This window comes from Acidovorax sp. SUPP2539 (genome assembly GCF_030158975.1).
In the GTDB taxonomy this organism is placed as follows: Bacteria; Pseudomonadota; Gammaproteobacteria; order Burkholderiales; family Burkholderiaceae_C; genus Paracidovorax.
Window position 1 is genome coordinate 750,270 of the sequence record NZ_BQXJ01000001.1, and the last position, 17,511, is coordinate 767,780.

General features: G+C 70.2%; 15 protein-coding genes. 10 read left to right on the top strand and 5 right to left on the bottom strand.

Features of this window, described 5'->3' with window-relative positions; genetic code table 11:
- Window positions 1-9: 9 nt before the first annotated feature.
- Both xopAI and AVTE2539_RS03355 read right to left on the bottom strand, forming a co-directional pair.
- Entirely contained in the window at window positions 10-1,023 is a 1,014-nt protein-coding gene (gene xopAI, locus AVTE2539_RS03350) for a type III secretion system effector XopAI (protein ID WP_349817194.1), read from the bottom strand.
- A 35-nt stretch (window positions 1,024-1,058) separates the two neighbouring features.
- On the bottom strand, window positions 1,059-1,769 hold the full coding sequence (locus AVTE2539_RS03355; protein ID WP_284408355.1) for a haloacid dehalogenase type II: 711 nt from the start codon (window positions 1,767-1,769) through the stop codon (window positions 1,059-1,061).
- A 173-nt stretch (window positions 1,770-1,942) separates the two neighbouring features.
- On the opposite strand from AVTE2539_RS03355, the gene AVTE2539_RS03360 reads away from it, so the two are divergent.
- A complete protein-coding gene (locus AVTE2539_RS03360; protein WP_272564680.1) occupies window positions 1,943-3,184 on the top strand; it encodes an MFS transporter in 1,242 nt (413 codons plus the stop codon).
- An 8-nt stretch (window positions 3,185-3,192) separates the two neighbouring features.
- Here the strand turns inward: AVTE2539_RS03360 and AVTE2539_RS03365 are convergent, their stop codons facing one another.
- Entirely contained in the window at window positions 3,193-4,038 is an 846-nt protein-coding gene (locus AVTE2539_RS03365) for a phosphatase PAP2 family protein (protein WP_284408356.1), read from the bottom strand.
- A gap of 353 nt (window positions 4,039-4,391) precedes the next feature.
- On the opposite strand from AVTE2539_RS03365, the gene AVTE2539_RS03370 reads away from it, so the two are divergent.
- The 5 genes from AVTE2539_RS03370 to AVTE2539_RS03390 all read left to right on the top strand — a co-directional run bounded on the left by AVTE2539_RS03370 (window position 4,392) and on the right by AVTE2539_RS03390 (window position 11,329).
- Window positions 4,392-5,480 carry a diacylglycerol/lipid kinase family protein gene (locus tag AVTE2539_RS03370; protein ID WP_284408357.1) on the top strand — a complete coding sequence of 363 codons (1,089 nt, stop codon included), beginning with the start codon at window positions 4,392-4,394 and terminating at the stop codon, window positions 5,478-5,480.
- A 23-nt stretch (window positions 5,481-5,503) separates the two neighbouring features.
- The gene (locus AVTE2539_RS03375) at window positions 5,504-6,313 is read left to right on the top strand and encodes a metallophosphoesterase family protein (protein ID WP_284408358.1); all 810 of its coding nucleotides are present in this window, start codon (window positions 5,504-5,506) and stop codon (window positions 6,311-6,313) included.
- 48 nt (window positions 6,314-6,361) lie between these two features.
- Window positions 6,362-7,333, top strand: coding sequence for a magnesium/cobalt transporter CorA (corA, locus tag AVTE2539_RS03380; protein ID WP_284395265.1), 972 nt, complete (start codon window positions 6,362-6,364; stop codon window positions 7,331-7,333).
- A gap of 199 nt (window positions 7,334-7,532) precedes the next feature.
- Window positions 7,533-8,654: a TRAP transporter substrate-binding protein gene (locus AVTE2539_RS03385; RefSeq protein WP_502868855.1), complete on the top strand. Its 1,122-nt coding sequence runs from the start codon at window positions 7,533-7,535 to the stop codon at window positions 8,652-8,654.
- Window positions 8,654-11,329, top strand: a complete 2,676-nt coding sequence (locus tag AVTE2539_RS03390; RefSeq protein WP_284409409.1) for a bifunctional diguanylate cyclase/phosphodiesterase — start codon at window positions 8,654-8,656, stop codon at window positions 11,327-11,329. Before AVTE2539_RS03385 ends, AVTE2539_RS03390 begins: the two co-directional genes overlap by 1 nt.
- A gap of 145 nt (window positions 11,330-11,474) precedes the next feature.
- Here AVTE2539_RS03390 and AVTE2539_RS03395 read toward each other — a convergent pair whose 3' ends face one another.
- Window positions 11,475-12,383, bottom strand: a complete 909-nt coding sequence (locus tag AVTE2539_RS03395; protein ID WP_284408359.1) for a DMT family transporter — start codon at window positions 12,381-12,383, stop codon at window positions 11,475-11,477.
- Window positions 12,384-12,517: 134 nt separating this feature from the next.
- On the opposite strand from AVTE2539_RS03395, the gene AVTE2539_RS03400 reads away from it, so the two are divergent.
- The 3 genes from AVTE2539_RS03400 to AVTE2539_RS03410 all read left to right on the top strand — a co-directional run bounded on the left by AVTE2539_RS03400 (window position 12,518) and on the right by AVTE2539_RS03410 (window position 15,011).
- The gene (locus AVTE2539_RS03400; protein ID WP_284408360.1) at window positions 12,518-13,504 is read left to right on the top strand and encodes a quinone oxidoreductase family protein; all 987 of its coding nucleotides are present in this window, start codon (window positions 12,518-12,520) and stop codon (window positions 13,502-13,504) included.
- The gene (locus tag AVTE2539_RS03405) at window positions 13,501-14,322 is read left to right on the top strand and encodes an NUDIX hydrolase (RefSeq protein WP_284408361.1); all 822 of its coding nucleotides are present in this window, start codon (window positions 13,501-13,503) and stop codon (window positions 14,320-14,322) included. The genes AVTE2539_RS03400 and AVTE2539_RS03405 overlap by 4 nt, the downstream gene beginning before the upstream one ends.
- A 104-nt stretch (window positions 14,323-14,426) precedes the next feature.
- Window positions 14,427-15,011, top strand: a complete 585-nt coding sequence (locus AVTE2539_RS03410; protein WP_284408362.1) for a hypothetical protein — start codon at window positions 14,427-14,429, stop codon at window positions 15,009-15,011.
- A 53-nt stretch (window positions 15,012-15,064) separates the two neighbouring features.
- Here the strand turns inward: AVTE2539_RS03410 and AVTE2539_RS03415 are convergent, their stop codons facing one another.
- On the bottom strand, window positions 15,065-16,009 hold the full coding sequence (locus tag AVTE2539_RS03415; protein ID WP_284408363.1) for a LysR family transcriptional regulator: 945 nt from the start codon (window positions 16,007-16,009) through the stop codon (window positions 15,065-15,067).
- A gap of 96 nt (window positions 16,010-16,105) precedes the next feature.
- Here AVTE2539_RS03415 and AVTE2539_RS03420 point away from each other — a divergent pair, with 96 nt between their 5' ends.
- Window positions 16,106-17,176 carry a bile acid:sodium symporter family protein gene (locus AVTE2539_RS03420; protein WP_284408364.1) on the top strand — a complete coding sequence of 357 codons (1,071 nt, stop codon included), beginning with the start codon at window positions 16,106-16,108 and terminating at the stop codon, window positions 17,174-17,176.
- Window positions 17,177-17,511 lie beyond the last annotated feature (335 nt).

Consider the following 17,511-nt stretch of genomic DNA (forward strand, 5'->3'; position numbering starts at 1 on the left):
CCCCAGCGGCTAAGAAGGCTCTTCGCTTTGATGGATTTTGATTCTGTTGCCATCGAACAGCGCTATCTGGTCGGTCCTGAAACGTGTGCCGGGCGGAAACAGCACTTCTTTTTCGTGCGGGTTGGCTGAAAAGGCCGAGATCCGCTTTCCGCTCAGTGATTGGGTCTCCCACTCCACGGACATGTTCTGCCAGGCGCCTTCCTTCGTTTCCGACGTCGCGAAAAAGCGCTGATTGACGGCGACCTTTCCCTCGCTGTACCGTGCCCGGACCCACTGCGCATCCTGGGTTTCTCCGGTGAATACGGTGGCCCCGGTGTGGGTGTAGCTGTCGGGCAGCGAGTGCAGCGCCGAAATCAGCAGCTTGGCTTGCGCCAGGCCGATCGGCTTGGGCGTGTGGGTGGATTCCAGGACATCCTGGACGTCGATGTATTCGCCGGTGGTCCACATCCGCAGGGCCACGAGGTCATCCAGTTCGACGTTTTCCAAAGCGGGATCGCCTGCTTTCACCGAGGCCATGATCTGCGCGGTCTCGTTCCACATGTATTCGGCGTCTTCTCTTCCGTACTTCGCAAAATAGGCCGCTTTGAATTCCGCCCGTTCCTCACGGGTCGAGCGGAAGTTCGAACCCTCGGACAGGACTCTTTTCATCAGCTGGTCTCTGTGCCTTTGCAGCGCCTGGGGTGATGCGTTGTGCAGCGCGCCCAGTCCGTGGCGTGGTGCCATCCCCGCGCTGGAAGTGGCCAGCGGGCGTGATGACAGGGCATGCGGCGAAGCCTGGCTTGGGCGGGGAGAGGATGCCGGCGATGGCGACGATTGCACCGAAGGGGGGGAATCATGGCGCCTGGTGGCACCGGACCCACTGTGTTTGGTAAGGCAAAGGCCCATATCGACTTTCTCCCAACAAGGAATCGGTCGACTATGAAGGCCGTGCAGAAAGTGTGAATGTTCCGCGCGAATCCTTGCGTATGAAATCCGAAGCATTTGCCACGTCGGCATGGTGCGACCGCCATGGCTGGCTGGCATTGGCACGTTCTGAGTTGGCGCTTCCTGACGCGCATTCAGGTCGCCAGCCGATCGGCCAGCCCCACCAGACTCTCCGCATGCCAGTCGTTTCCCGCCTGCGGTGACACGTCTTTCGGCCTGGCCCTCCCGAACTCCCACGGCCGCTCGATGTAGGCCGTCCGCAGCCCGCATTCCCGCGCCGCCGCCAGGTCCTCGTGGTGGGCCGCGACCATCATCACCTGCCCGGGCGCCAGGTCGAACGTGCGGGCCACGCCCTCGTACACCGAGGGATCGGGCTTGTACGCACGGAACACCTCGGCGCTCAGGATGCAGTCCCAGGGCAGGCCGGCGCGCTTGGCCATGTTCGTCAGCAGGCCGATGTTGCCGTTGGAGAGCGTGGTGATCGTGTAGCGGCGCTTCAGGCGCTGCAGGCCCTCCACGCTGTCGGGCCAGGGGTCGAGCCGGTGCCACACGCGGTTCAGGTGCTGGCGCTCGGGCTCGGTCAGGTGCTGCAGGCCGAAGCGGGGCAGCAGGCCGTCCAGGATCAGGCGGTGCAGTTCGTCGATGCGGGTCCAGCCCAGTTCGCCGCTGCGCACGCGCTGCATGGCGGGTTGGTAGCCCTCGCGCCAGGCCAGCGCGAAGGCGTCGGCGTCCACCTGCGGATAGAGGGCATGCACCTCGCGCACGATGCTGCCGTGCCAGTCCACCACGGTGCCGAAGATGTCGAAGGCCAGCACGCGCACGCCGTGCCAGGGTTGGTCGTTCATGGGGGCTCCTTGGAGGGGATGGATGCGAGGCGGCTCACCTGAGTGGCAGACCGATGCAGCCGCAGCATAGCGGGGCGTGGGGCGATGCCCCCGGGGCCTGCGGAGCACTGCGGGGCGTGATATGGTCTCCGGCCTGCGGGTTAACCCTGATCCGCCCCGCCGGCCATTGCTTCATGACCACGCCTTCCATCCCTTCCCCATCCCCCGACGCCCTGGCGGCCACGCCTTCTCCCGCCGCCCCCGCCAGGGACGACCGCACGCTGCTGCGCGCCGTGCTGGCGCTGGGCCTGGGCGGGTTTTCCATCGGCACCGGCGAGTTCGTCATCATGGGCCTGCTGCCCGAGGTGGCGCGCGACATCGGCGTGAGCATCCCGCAGGCGGGCCATGTCATCAGCGCCTACGCGCTGGGCGTGGTGATCGGCGCGCCGGTGCTGGCCGTGCTGGCGGCGGGCTGGGGCCGGCGGGCGTTGCTGATCGCGTTGATGGGGGTGTATGCGCTGGGCAATTTCGCCTCGGCGATGGCGCCCGGGTATCTGTCGCTGAACGTGCTGCGCTTCGTAACGGGGCTGCCGCACGGCACGTATTTCGGCGTCGCGGCGCTGGTGGCGGCGTCGCTCGCGCCGCCGGGGCGGCGCGCCCACGCGGTGGGGCTGGTGATGCTCGGGCTGACCGGGGCCACCCTGCTGGGGGTGCCGATCGCGGCGTGGCTGGGGCAGGTGTTCGGCTGGCGCGCGGCGTTCGTCTTCGTGGGGCTGATCGCGGTGGCCGCCATGGCCATGGTGCGCCGGGGCGTGCCCTACCAGCCGCCGGCCGAAGGCGCCAGCCCCTGGCGCGAGTTGGGCGCCCTGCGGCGCAAGCAGGTGTGGCTCACGCTGGGCATCGGGGCGATCGGCTTCGGCGGCATGTTCTCGGTGTTCAGCTACATCAAGCCCACGCTGACCGAGGTGGCCGGGTTGCCGCTGGCCGGTGTGCCGCTGGTGCTGGCGCTGTTCGGCGCAGGCATGGTGGCGGGCAACCTGGTGGGCGCCCGCCTGGCGGACAAATCGTTGATGCGCACGATCGGCGGGCTGCTGCTGTGGTCCATCGTGGTGCTGGGCGGCTTCGTGTTCGCGGCGCACCATGTGGTGACGGCGGCCGCGGCGACGTTCCTGCTGGGCACGATCGTCGCCATCGGCCCGGCGCTGCAGATCCGGCTGATGGACGTGGCCGGCGAGGCGCAGACCCTGGCCGCGGCCCTCAACCACTCGGCCTTCAATTGCGCCAACGCGCTGGGAGCCTGGCTGGGCGGCGTGGCGATCACGGCCGGGCTGGGCTGGACCTCCACCGGCTGGGTGGGCGTGCTGCTGGCGCTGGGCGGGCTGGCGGTGTTCGGCTGGTCTCTGGCGGCGGACCGCGCGGGGCGTGCGGCGGGCTGAACACGTTCTCAGGCCACGGGCGCGGCGCGGGAGCGCCGCCAGTGGCCGATGCCCGACATCACCATCACGCAGCACACGAGCCATGCCCCGCCGGTGAGCCAGCCGGCGAGCACGTCGCTGGCAAAGTGCACCTGCAGCACCACGCGGCTCCAGCCCACGGTGAACACGGTGGCCACCGCCAGCAGCACGGCCGGCAGGTGCCAGCGCGCGGGCAGCAGGCGCAGCGCCAGATAGGCCAGCATGCCGTAGGCCACCAGCGAGCTGCTGCTGTGCCCGCTCGGAAAGCTGAAGCCGTCGGCCACGGCGATCTCGTGCGTGTGCACCGGTCGCACGCGTTCGAAGGTGTGCTTGAAGCCGCGCGTGAGCAGCCCGTTGCCGGCCAGTGCCGCCGTCCAGCCCAGGGCCAGCAGGCGGTAGCGGCGCAGCCAGAGGGCGCCGGCCACCGCCACGGCCAGCACCGTCAGCACGGCGGTGTCGCCGGCATGGGTCAGGTTCGCGAACAGGGTGAGCGTGGCCACGCTGGCGGTGGCGCGCAGCGTGGCGGCCAGGGTGTCGTCGAACAGGGCCCACGCGGTGGGCGCGGCCCATTCCTGGGCGATGGCGGCCAGCGCCTGCGCGCACGCCAGCAGCAGCAGGGCGGCCACGCACAGGGTGGCCAGCAGCCGCGCGCCGGCATTTTGCGGCGCGCCCCAGCGCTCGGCCCAGGGGGCGACCCACCGGGCCCCGTGCGTGTGCAGCGGCCCGTTGGCCGCCCAGGCCGCAGCGGCGGCCACCAGCGCGATGGCCAGGCCCCCGGTCCAGACGGTCAAGGGGTGCGATCCGGCCCACAGGGCCATGGCCTGGACGTCCATCATGCGCGGGCCTCCGGCAAGGCGGGCCGCGGGGTCGGGCGTGGCTGCGCAGGGCGGGCAGGGCAGGGATGGCGGCGGGGCAGTGGCATGGAGCGCGCAGCAAGGGAGTGGATCAGGGCGGCAATGGTGGCAGGCGCGTGGCGGGCGGCCAATCCCATTTCCTGGCGATCCGTCGGGGTTTGCGGGCGGCGCCGTGGCGTGTCGGCCATGGCTGACAAGGGGTGCGCCTGCCTGCCGATGCCCCCTTGCCCGGGCCGTGTGCAGAATCGGGCGTCCCGCGGTGCGGGCACCGCCCCCCGAGCCCGATCGGATCCAGCCCTGCGCAGGGTGATACTCCCCTCGAAAGCCTTCCCGACATGCCATCCAACGACCTGCCAGCGTCCATGCCAAAGGGCCGTGGCCCGATCCATCTGGTGGTGCCCCACCGGCCCGGTGCCGACCATGGCCAGCTGCGAGCCCGCCTCGAAGGCCTGGCGCCCCTGCAAAGCAATGCCGTGCAGTGGCACGTGCCCGCGCAGCGCGCCGGCATCGTCCAGGCGGCCGAAGAGGCCGCGCTCGCCGCCCAGGCCGACGGCGGCCTGGTGGTGGCCGCGGGTGGGGACGGCACCATCAACGCGGTGGCCACCGCTGCCTGGAAGCACCAGGTGCGCATGGGCGTCATTCCGGTGGGCACCTTCAACTATTTCGCGCGCGAGCAGAGCCTGTCGCTCGACCCCGAGCAGGCGGCCAACGACATCCTGGCCGCCATGGACTCGGGCGATGCACGGCCGGTGAGCGTGGGCTTCGTCAACGAACGCATGTTCCTCGTCAACGCCAGCGTGGGGCTGTACCCGCGCCTGCTGGAGGAACGCGAGCTGGCCTCGCGCCGCTTCGGCCGCTCGCGCTGGGTGGCCATCGTGTCGGCGGTGTGGAGCTTCTTCCGTCCTGCCTCGGCGCGCCGCTGGCGCGTGGCGCTGCGCCAGCACCGGGTGGCCGATCCCACGCGTGAAGAGTTCTTCGCCTCCACGCTGTTCGTCGGCAACAACCCCCTGCAACTGGAACGCCTGGGCATTCCGCAGGCCCAGGACGTGGCCGACGGTGACCGCCTGGCGGTGTTGCTGCTCAAGCCCCAGAGCCGCGCCGCCACCGCGCGCACCGTGTGGAATGCCGCCGTGGGCCAACTGGCGCGCGACGAGGCCGTCATCAGTCTGGCGTGCGCCGAGATGGTGGTGGAGCCCACCTGGCGGCCGCACCGCGTGAAGGTGGCCTTCGACGGCGAGCGCGAATGGATGGCGCCGCCGCTGCGTTTTCGGGTGGAAGAGCGCCCGCTGTGGCTGGTGGCCCCCACCGCCACGGCCCGCGACGACGATCCCGCCGCCGAGGGCGCCGTGCCCGTGGCCGCTCCGCCCCCCACCGCCGTCCCGGAGGGCGCCCCGGTGGCCGTGCCCGGCCTGGCGGCCGGCTGAGCCGCCCGCCCCGAAGGCCGCCCATGAGCGTTCTCATGCACCTGTCGGACCTGCACTTCGGTGCGCACGATCCGCGCGTGTGCGCGGCGGTGGCCCGGCTGGTCAAGACGCTGGACGTATCGCTGCTGGTGGTGTCGGGTGACCTTACGCAGCGCGCCACGGCCGAGCAGTTCGCGCAGGCGCACGCGTTCATCGCCGGGCTGGGAGTGCCGCGCCTGCTGGTCATGCCCGGCAACCACGACGTGCCGCTGTTCGCCTGGTGGGAGCGGCTGGGCCGGGCCTACCGCCGCTACGAGCGCTGGTGGGGGCGCGACCTGGAGCCCGTGTGCGACGTGGACGGCTTCCTGGCCGTGGGGGTCAACACCACGCGCCCCTGGCGGCACGAACGCGGCAGCCTGTCGCATGCCCAGATCGACGCGGTGGCGCAGCGCCTGGCCACGGCCCCGCGCGACCGGTGGCGCATCGTGGTCACGCACCACCCGCTGGTGGTGCACCCCACGAGCGACACCGAGCACCGGCCCCACCGAGCGGGCGAGGCCCTCGCGCGCTGGCGGGAGGCGGGTGCGCAGCTGCTGCTGTCCGGCCATGCGCACGAACCGGGCCTGGCCGAGGTGCTGCCCGGCCTGTGGGCGGCCCGGGCGGGCACGGCCGTGTCGGTGCGCCTGCGCGCCCATGCGCCCAACAGCCTGGTGACGCTGGAGCACCCGGCGCCCGAGCGGTCCGGCACCGAGGCGCTGCCCGCGCGCCACCGGCTGACGCGCTGGGACTACGACGCGCGGCTGCAGGCTTTTTTGCCGCTGCCGCCCCGGGACCTCGGGAGCGCCGCAACGTAGCGCCGGCATGGCAAGATCCAGGGCGTTGTCGTCGTCCTGAATTGCCCCATGCTGATCAATTGCGTTGCCTACCAAAACGGTGCCAAGCTGGCCGATATCTCGGTCGACCACATCAGCGATTACGTCTCCCTGCCGGGCTGCTTCGTCTGGGTGGCCCTGGCCGATGCCACGCCGCAGGAGCTCGCAGAGATGCAGCAGGAGTTCGGCCTGCACGAACTCGCCGTGGAAGACGCCCAGCACGGCCACCAGCGCCCCAAGATCGAGGAATACGGCAATTCGCTGTTCGCCGTGCTGCATCTGGTCGAGCCCGACCCGGAGCAGGGCGGCATCAACGTGGGCGAGGTCGATGTCTTCGTGGGCAGCAACTACGTGCTGTCGGTGCGCAACCGCAGCAAGCTCGGGTTCCTGGGCGTGCGCGAGCGCTGCGAGCGCCAGCCCGAACTGCTGCGCACCGGATCGGGCTTCGTGCTGTATGCCCTGCTGGACGCGGTGGTGGACCGCTACTTTCCGGTGATCGACGCGCTGGAGGTGGAACTGGAGCAGATCGAGCAGCAGATCTTCACCAAGGGCGCGCCGCACAACAACATCCAGCGCCTTTACGAACTCAAGCGCCACGCCATGGTGCTCAAGCGGGCGGTGGCGCCGCTGATGGAAGGGGTGGGCAAGCTGCACGGCGGGCGCGTGCCCCAGGTGTGCATGGGCTCGCAGGATTATTTCCGGGACGTGCTCGACCACCTGAGCCGCATCAACGGCTCGATCGACGCCATGCGCGACACCATCGGCACCGCCATCCAGGTGAACCTCTCGATGGTGACGATCGAGGAAAACGAGATCACCAAGCGCCTGGCGGCCTGGGCCAGCATCTTCGCGGTCTGCACCGCGTTCGCCGGCATCTGGGGCATGAACTTCGAGGGCATGCCCGAGCTGAAGTGGACCTACGGCTACCCGGCGGCGCTGGTGCTCATCCTGAGCGTGTGCGGCTACCTGTACTACCGCTTCCGGCGGGCGGGCTGGCTCTGAGCCGCGGGTCGGTGAACGCGTGCCGGCGGCGGCCGGCCGCGGGGCATCCGGTGGCGCGCCGTGCCGGGCGCGCGGGTGTTGTCAAACGGATCGCTCCTGGGTCGCTGCCCATTGGTCAAATCGCGGCAAGATGGTACAAAAGCCGGGGAGGGAGAAATCTCTGGCGGCGACACGGCAACAAGAACCACGGCGTTCCTTCATGCAACACCTTTTCCTGACCCGCGCACTGTGCCGACTGGCTCTGGCCTGGCTCTGCTTCGCTTCCTTGGCAGGGCACGCCCAGAGCCCCCCGGCCGCCAGCGCCGGCGGACCGGGCGCATCGGCACCGGCCCCCACCCCCGCGCCGTTCATGCTGCGCGTGGTCGGCAGCCTGGGCGCCCTGTCGCAGTACACGCAGCGCGAGGCGCCGTTCTGGACGCAGGAGCTCGCCCGGCTCAGCAATGGCCGGTTCTCGTCCACCATCGTGCCGTTCGACCGCGCGGGCGTGCCGGGCATGGAGATGCTGCGCCTGGTCGAACTGGGCGTGGTGCCCTTCGGCACCGTGCTGATGAGCTCCCTGACCGCGCAGTACCCGCAGTACACGGCGCCCGATCTGCCGGGCCTCAGTCCCGACATCGCCAGCCTGCGCACCACGGTCGCCGCGTTTCGCCCCTATCTCCAGGCGTCGCTGCGCCAGGAGCGCAACATGGAGATGCTGGCCATCTACGTCTATCCGGCCCAGGTGATCTTCTGCAAGAACGCCATGACGGGCCTGGCCGACCTGTCCGGCCGGCGCATCCGCGTGGCCTCGGCCTCGCAGGCGGACTTCATCAGCGCGGTGGGCGGCATTCCGGTGCACACGGGCTTCGGCCAGATGGTGGCCAGCCTCAAGGCCGGCGACAGCGAATGCGCCGTGACCGGCACCATGTCGGGCAACACCATGGGGCTGTACGAGGTGACCCAGTACGTCTACCCCATGCCGCTCACCTGGGGCCTGTCGATCTTCGGGGCCAACCGCGATGTGTGGAACTCGCTGCCCCCTGACCTGCGCACCCTGCTGCAGCGCGAGGTGCCCCGCCTGGAGGCCGCCATCTGGGCCGATGCCGAGCGCGAGACGACCGAGGGGCTCGCGTGCAACACGGGCCGGCCCACCTGCGTGAAGGGCGCCAAGGGGGCCATGGTGGTGGTGCCGGTGTCGGCGGCCGACGATGCGCGGCGCGTGGAGATCCTGCGCACCACCGTGCTGGCGAACTGGCAGCGGCGCTGCGGCCCCGCCTGCGTGGATCTCTGGAACCGCACCGTCGGCCCTGCGCGCGGCATCACCGCCCCCCGGGCCCCGTGATGCTGTCCATTTCCAGGCGCATCCGCATCGCCGTCGGCAGTGTCGTGGCCGTGTTTCTGCTGGCCCTGGCCGGGGCGGCCGCATGGCTGGTGTGGAGCACGCGGCATGCCGCCCTGGCCGAGAGCGAGGCGCAGGTCACGCGCTTTGCCACCGGCGCCGAGGCTGCGGTCAACCGGTCGCTGCTCGGCCTGGATGTGCTGCTGGCCAGCACCGCCGACCTGATGGCGATGCGCGAGCAGGTGCACGAATCCCGCGATCCCGGCGCGGTGAGCCAGCTGCTGCGCGCGGCCGCGCGCCAGAACCTCATGGTGCGCTACGTGGCCCTGCTGGACGGGCAGCGCAAGGTGGTCGCCTCCTCGGACACGGCCGGCGGGCGCGTGGGGATGGAACTGCCCTCGGGCTTCTTCGAAGAAGTCATGGGCCAGCCCGTGCCCACGCTGGCGATCAGCGTGCCGACCATCAGCTTCGCCAGTTCCGAGCGCGTGCTGTACGTGGCCCGCCACGTGCGCGCCCTGAACGGCGAGCGTTTGATCGCCGTGGCCCAGGTGCCCACCAGCATGCTGGTGTCGGTGCTCACGCAGGCGGTGGACATTTCCGGGCTGGAGGTCACGCTGGAGCGCGGGCAGGGGCAGATGCTGCTGGGGTTCTCGGGCCGGGGCGATGCGCGCCACCGTGCGCGGGTGCATCCGCTGAGCGAGGTCGGCGTGCCCATCAGCGCCTGGGGCCAGGGCGCGCGCATCACCGGCGTGTCGTCGCTGGTGGTGGCGCGGCCCATCCTGTACCCGGATTTCTGGATCTCGGCCAGCCTGCCCGAAGCGGCGGCGCTGTCGGCCTGGCGCAGCGAGCGCACGGCCATCGTGCTCGTGGCCTTGTTCTTCGGCGTGACCGTGGCCGTGGCGGGCCTGTTCACCATCGCCTACCTCACGCGCATGAACCGCGCGCGCATGGCGCTGGCCAGCTCCAAGTCCACGCTCGACCAGGCGCTGGGCTCCATGGTCACCGGCTTCGTGCTGCTGGGCCGCGACCTGGAAGTGCTGCAATGGAACCGCCGCTTCGAGGACATGTTTCCCTGGCTGCGCGGCGTGATGACCAATGGCCTGCCGTTCCGCGCGCTGCTGGAGGCGACGGTGCTGCACCACCTGCCCGAGGCCAGTGAGCGGCAGCGCCGCGAATGGGTCGACCAGCGCCTGGCGCTGCAGCGCCACCCGCAGGGCACGCACGAACAGATGCTGCCCAACGGCCACTTCATCCAGATCACCGAGCGCGCCACGCCCGAGGGCGGCCTGATGATCTCCTACCACGACGTGACCGACCTGCGCCTGGCCAGCGCCGAGATCGAGAACCTCGCCTTCTACGACCTGCTGACCGGCCTGCCCAACCGGCGCCTGCTGCTGGACCGGCTCAACCAGGCCGCCGCCACAGCGGCGCGCTCGCGCGAGCTGGGGGCGCTGCTGTTCCTCGACCTGGACCATTTCAAGACCCTCAACGACACGCAGGGCCACGAAGTGGGCGACCTGCTGCTGCAGCAGGTGGCGGTACGCCTGAAGGATTGCGTGCGCACCACCGACACCGTGGCGCGGCTGGGCGGCGACGAGTTCGTGGTCATGCTGTGCGATCTGGCGCGCGATCCGCAGGAGGCCGCCACGCTGGCGCGGCGCATCGGCGAGAAGATCCTGCTGGCGCTGAGCAAGCCCTACCAGTTGCGGGCGCAGACGCACCACAGCAATTGCAGCATCGGCGCCACCGTGTTCGGCGACTCGCGGCAGTCGGCGGCCGAGCTGCTCAAGCAGGCCGACATCGCCATGTACCAGGTCAAGGCCCGGCGCGGCCACGGCCTGTGCTTCTTCGATCCGCAGATGCAGGTGGTCATCACCCAGCGCGCGCAGCTCGAAGTGGACCTGCAGGTCGCCATCCAGCAGGGCCAGTTCGTGCTGCACTACCAGCCGCAGTTCACCTTGCCCGGCACCATGGTGGGCGTGGAGGCGCTGCTGCGCTGGCAGCACCCCGAGCGCGGCCTGGTGGCCCCCGGCCACTTCATCGCGGTGGCCGAGGAGAGCGAGCTGATCGTGCCCATCGGCATGTGGGTGCTGCGCACGGCCTGCGAGCAGTTGGCCGAATGGCAGCGCGATCCGCGCCTGCGCAACGTGCACGTGTCGGTGAACGTGAGCGCACGGCAGTTCCGCCACCCCGACTTCGTGGCGGGCGTGGTCGAGGTGATCCAGGAGACCGGCATCCGCCCGCACCTGCTGGAGCTGGAACTGACCGAGTCGCTGGTGCTGGACAACGTGGAAGACTCGGTCGCCAAGATGCACCTGCTGCGCACCAAGGGCGTGCGGTTCTCGGTGGACGATTTCGGCACTGGCTATTCGTCGCTGGCCTACCTCACGCGGCTGCCGCTGCACCAGCTCAAGATCGACCAGTCGTTCGTGCGCAACCTGGGCGTGCGCCCCACCGACGACGTGATCGTGCAGACCATCATCGGCATGGCGCGCAACCTGGAGCTGCAGGTGATCGCCGAAGGCGTGGAGACCGCCGAGCAAAAGGACTTCCTGGCGCTGCACGGCTGCGACCTGTACCAGGGCTACCTCTTCGCACGCCCCCTGCCGGTCGAGGAGCTGGTGGAGCGCTTTGCCGGCACCGCCGCGCCGAGCGCGCCCCTGCCCGGGCCGCTCTGAACCGCCCTGACCCGGCGGCGCCTGTGCTTCGGTCCGGCCGCGTCAGCGACCCGGCCCGCAGGCGGACTGCCGGTTTACTATATTTTTAATAGCAACATGCCCTAGTATCGATTGTGCTGGAGGCCGTTTTGCCTCAGAGGGCCGTTCAGACCTTGTGGGGCCGGGACGAGGCGACGATGCCGCCCACGATCAGCAGGAACGCCGCCGCGTGGTAGGGGCGCGGCGTCTCGCCCAGGAACATCGCCGACATCACGGCGGCGAAGAGCGGCGTGAGGTTGATGAAGAACCCCGCCACCGCCGGGCCCGCGCGCTGCACGCCCACGCCCCAGCACCGGTAGGCCAGGATGGCCGGCCCGAGCGCGATGAAGGCCAGCGCCGCGGCCAGCGGCCAGCCCCATTCGATGTGCGTGTGGCCCAGGGCCCATTCGCCGCTGGCGAAGGCGCCCGACCAGGCCAGGCCGAACACCATCTGCGCCATCAGGAACGCCGCCCAATCCGAGCGCACCGTGGCCGGCTCGTGCGTGCGCGACAGCAGCCAGCTGTAGAACGCCCAGGAGATCGTCGCCAGCACCATGAACAGATCGCCGGGCACCAGGCGCAGCGCAAGCAGCTGGCCCCACTCGCCCCGGCTCAGCACCAGCAGCACCCCGGCCATGGACAGCACCGCGCCGATCAGCTGCGGGCGCCGCACGGGCGCGCCGAAGCACAGCGCGCCCACCGTCAGCATCCACAGCGGCAGGCTGGAGCCCACGAGCGTCACGTTCAGCGGCGTGGAGGTCTGCAGCGCCATGTACTGCAGCGCGTTGTAGCAGCCGATGCCCAGCAGCCCGAGCGCCGCATAGCGCCGCCAGTGCGGCCACAGCGGGCTTTGCGGCCCCAGCACGCGGAACGCCAGCGGCAGCAGCACCAGGAACGCCAGCGCCCAGCGCATGAAGTTCAGCGTGACGGGCGGCACCAGCGTGTGGACCAGCCGGCCAACCACCGCGTTGCCGGCCCACAGCAGCGGCGCGGTGGCCAGCAGGGCGATCGTGCCCGGGGTGAGTCGTTGCGTCATGGGCGAGGACTGTAGCGCCTCGCCCCGGCAGGCCGCGGCAAAACATGGCAGGATTCACCCGCTTTCCGTCAGCCGGTCGCCCGCTTTTCGTTCTCTCGTTCCTTCCCCCTTCTCAGCTTGCAGGAGTGTTCCCCATGAGCCTTGCCGTCCAGATCCGCCAGCATGGCGGCCCCGAAGAACTCCATGTCGTCGATGTGGCCGTCGGCGACCCCGGCCCGGGCGAGATCCGCATCCGCCACCATGCGGTGGGCCTGAACTTCATCGACGTGTACCACCGCACGGGCCTGTACCCGCTGCCTATGCCGGCGACCATCGGCATGGAGGGCGCGGGCATCGTCGAAGCTGTGGGCGAGGGCGTCACGCACCTGAAGGCCGGCGACCGCGCGGCCTACGCCAGCAACCCGCCCGGCAGCTACTCCGAAGTGCGCGTGATGCCCGCCAAGACCGTCTGCAAGCTCCCCGACGCCATAAGCTTCGAGACCGGCGCGGCCATGATGCTCAAGGGCCTCACGGCGCAGTACCTGCTCAAGAAGACCCTGCCCGCCGAGGGCCTGCAGCCCGGCGACCACGTGCTCTTTCACGCGGCCGCCGGCGGCGTGGGCCTGATCGTCTGCCAGTGGGCCAAGGCCCTGGGCCTGCAGCTCATCGGCACGGCCGGCAGCGACGAAAAATGCCGCCTCGCGCTCGCCAACGGCGCGGCCCACGCCATCAACTACCGCACCGAGGACTTCGCCGCGCGCGTGAAGGACATCACCGGCGGCAAGGGCGTGAAGGTGGTGTACGACTCCGTGGGCAAGGACACCTGGGAGAAATCGCTCGACTGCCTGCGTCCCTTCGGCCTCATGGCCACCTTCGGCAATGCCTCGGGCCCGGCGCCGGCGTTCCCGCCCGGCCTGCTGGGCGCCAAGGGTTCGCTGTACGTCACGCGGCAGACGCTCTTCACCCACATCGCCACGCGCGAGGCCACGCAGGCCATGGCGGACGACCTGTTCGCGGTAGTGCAAAGCGGCGCGGTCAAGATCCACATCGAGCAGCGCTACCCCCTGCGCGACGTGCAGCAGGCGCACCGCGACCTGGAGGCCCGCAAGACCACGGGCTGCACCATCCTCACCCTCGAATGAGCGGGCAGCCCGTGCCGGGCTGGGTGCCTGCCGCGCGCCGCCAGGCGCAGCAGCCCCCCGCCGCGCCGCGCCTGCCGTTCCTGGTGGCCGGGCATGCCGTGGGCTCGGTCGCCGAGGGCGTTCTGGATGAAATCGCCCTCACGCCGGGGGATTCATTGCCCTGGTTGCTATCAAAAAAGGAGCATCTCGGTGCAGCTGCATGGCACCTCGATGCCCCGGCCGGCGACGTGACTGCCGCCCTGGCGGCCCTGGCGCAGGCGCTGCGCCAGGCCGGCCGCTGCGGGGCCTGGCGCGACGAGCAACTCGCCGTGCGCAACGCCGCCGGCGAGCGCATCGGCACCGTGGAGCGCGGCGCGGTGCGCCCCTTGGGGCTCGCCACCCAGGCCGTGCACCTGGTGGCCAGTGCGCCCGACGGTCGCGCGTGGGTGCAGCAGCGCGCCTTCGACAAACCCACCCACCCCGGCCGATGGGACACGCTCATGGGCGGCATGGTGAGCGCCGCCGACACGCTGGACACCGCCCTGGAGCGGGAAACCTGGGAAGAGGCGGGCCTGCGCATCGGCGCGCTGCACGCCGTGGCGCACGGCGGCCACGTGGAGTTCGCCCGGCCCAGCAGCGACGGCGAAGGCGTGGGCTACATGGTCGAGCGCATCGACTGGTTCCACGCCACCGTGCCCGAGGGCCTGGTGCCAGAGAACCAGGACGGCGAGGTGGAGCGGTTCGAACTGCTGCCCGCCGCCGAGGTGCATGCGCGGCTGGCGCGGGGCGAGTTCACGCCGGAGGCGGCGCTGGTGCTGGCGGGGTTCTACGGCTGGTGATCCCGGAGCGCTGCGTTCATTGAAATCTTGCTTCGCATCATGGGCTGCGCGGGCAGACTGCGGGACTAAAGTGAACCCATGTTCTCACCCGAGGGAAGCACTCCATGTTCGGCCTCAGCAAATTAGGCATCGGGCGCAAGTCATCCGATGCGCAAGCACAGCCCAAAGAGGGGGACACAAAGTCCTCCGGAAGCTCTTCAGGAAAGACATCGCGCCATTCGCATGCCGCTCCACCCGGAATGCCTTCTTCTCGTGCCCAATCGGGAGCCGCTGCGTCTGAGCAGGGCGCTCGCCCCCGCACGCGGATCGGTGGGGAGTCGTCTTCGGGCCGCCCACTCAGCGTCAAGGAGCAGCGGCACCAACAGTTGATGGCGCAAGCGGCCGCGCAGGGCGGTGTCTATGCACAAGGCAGCTACACGCCCAAACCGAAAACGGAAAAACCGCCAGCCTCTGTGCCTTCTCCGTCCTCTAGCTTCACGCGTCAGGAATCTTTCGACCCCGACATGCAAACCATGATGTTCGACACGCCCGCTGCGAAGGAGTTTTATCAGCACAGGGTGAACCCTGGCGCGCACGCCCAAAGCAGTGCGTCTGCCGACGCTGCCGCGCCACCGAGCGGTCGTGTTCTTGGACGCAGCGGGCCGATCCAGAACCGCGATTACAACGCTGGGCCGGCGCCTCAGCGTTAGGGCGCTGGCGCAAGCCGCTGAGAGCGGGTTTCGAAGGCTTGGCGATGCAAGTCTTATGACGTCGCTTCGGTCGAGTGCCTTGGCTCTGCACGGGTCGGACTTCTTGTCTGCCGCTCCCGGGCCACCGTCCGCACCAAGTCCCACGCGGCCTGGGCCACCGGCGCCAGCGCCCGGTTGCGGCGGTGGACGAGCACGATTTCGCGGTCTACGCGCGGGCGCAGCGGGCGCACGGCCACCCCGGGCAGGCCCTCTGGCGGCAAGGCCAGGGTGGGCACCACGGTGATGCCCAGGCCCGCGGCCAGCATGCGGAAGATCGTGGTCGGGTGGCCGACTTCCTGCGCCACGGTGGCGGCCACGCCCTGGGCGGAAAACGCCTGGTCGATGAGGCGGCGGCTGCCCGAGGCATGGTCGAGCAAAACCAGCGGCTCGCCCGCCAGATCGGTCCAGCGCACGCTGCGCCGGCGCGCCAGGGGATGGCTGGGCGGGCAGGCCACGCAAAAGGGCTCGGTGAGGATGGCCTCGCAGGTGAGCGACTCGCGGTCGCCGGGATCGATCACCACGCCGAAATCCACCTCGCCCGACAGCACGCTCGCCAGCACGTCGTTCTGGATGCGGTCCAGCAGCACGATCTGCAGGCCCGGAATCTCGCGCTGGCAGCGGGCGATGCAGTCGGGCATCAGGTGGGCTGAAAGCGTGGGGCTGCTGGCCACGCGCACCCGGCCCCGCCGTTCGGATGCCATGCCGCGCACGTCCAGCAGCACCGCGTCCAGGTCTTCCAGCACGCGCTCCAGGCGGGCGGCGAGGCTGCGGCCCGCCTCGGTCAGCTCGACCTCACGCGTGGTGCGGTTGAGCAGCTGCAGGCCCAGTTGCGCCTCCAGTTCGGTGATGCAGCGGCTCACCGCGGGTTGTGTGAGGCCGATCTGCTCGCCCGCGCGGCTGAAATGGCGTGTGGCGGCGACCGCGCGAAAGACATGGAGCTGGCGCAGCGTGACATTCATGATTTCCAATCATAAAACCATCAGATAAATCCATTTCTCTTTGGATCGCGCGCCGGGCCTAATGGCGGCCATCCGATTGCAAAGGTTCAGTGTTCCATGGCCCGCTCCCGCTTCCTTCCCGACAATTTCACCCTCGCGCTGCTCGCCACCGTGGCGCTGGCCAGTCTGCTGCCCGCCTCGGGGCGGGTGGCCCAGGGCTTCGAGCAGGCCACGCTGGCCGCGGTGGCGCTGCTGTTCTTCCTGCACGGCGCCAAGCTGTCGCGGGAGGCCATCGTGGCCGGCCTGTCGCACTGGCGCCTGCACCTCGTGGTGGTGGCCTCCACCTTCGTGCTCTTTCCGCTGATCGGCTGGGCCCTGCGGCCGGTGCTGCAGCCGCTGGTCACGCCCGAGCTGTACCTGGGCGTGCTCTTCCTGTGCGTACTGCCGGCGACCGTGCAGTCGGCCATCGCCTTCACCGCCATGGCGCGCGGCAACATGCCTGCCGCCGTGTGCGCGGCCTCGGGCTCGACGCTGCTGGGCATCGTGATCACGCCGCTGCTGGTGGGCTGGCTGCTGCCGGGCGTTCCCATGGCGCATGGCGCGGGCGGCGCAGCGGGTGGGGGCACACACGATCTGCTGGCCAGCATCGGGCGCATCACGCTGCAATTGTTCGTTCCCTTCCTGTCGGGCCATCTGCTGCGTCCGTGGATCAGCGGCTTCGTGCAGCGCCGTGCCGCGGTGCTCAAGTTCGTGGACCAGGGCTCGATCCTGCTGGTGGTCTATACGGCCTTCAGCGCGGCCGTGATCGAGGGGCTGTGGCGGCAGATTCCGCTGCCGGCGCTGGCCGGGCTGCTGGTCGTGTGCGCGGTGATTCTGGCCATCGCCCTGGCGGCCACGACCTGGATCAGCCGGCGGTTCGGGTTTTCGAAAGAGGACGAGATCACGGTGGTGTTCTGCGGCTCCAAGAAAAGCCTGGCCAGCGGCGTGCCCATGGCCAAGGTGCTGTTCGCCTCGCACGCGGTGGGGGCCATCGTACTGCCGCTGATGGTGTTCCACCAGTTGCAGCTCATGGTGTGCGCCGTGCTCGCCCAGCGCTATGCCCGCCGGCCCGAGGGCCTCGCCCCCGCGGATCGCATCGCTGCCCATGCGGCAGCGGCCCGCGCGGCCGAGACGCCGCGGGTTCCGTAGGGGCGACGGAAGGGGGCTGATGGAAGGCGTTGCGGGGCCGGGTGGCTGGCAGAGACGGCGCACCCCCCGCTTCGCTCGGCGCGCAGCCGGTTCGCGCGGGTGGGCGCGATGGCGCCCGGGGCGTGCCATCTTGCCTTGTGCCCGCCGATGGCCGGAGGGCGTCCCTCCTCCGCCGACCCCATGCCCCGCCCCGTTCCTTCTGTTCCTTCGTCGTCCCGCCGGCCCCGTCCCGCCACTGCGCAGGAAGCCGCGACTTCCGCGGATCAACGCCCCGCGCAACGACCGCGCCTGACCGGTCCCTCGTCCCTGCCAGGGCAGGCCGGTCCGCCTCTGCC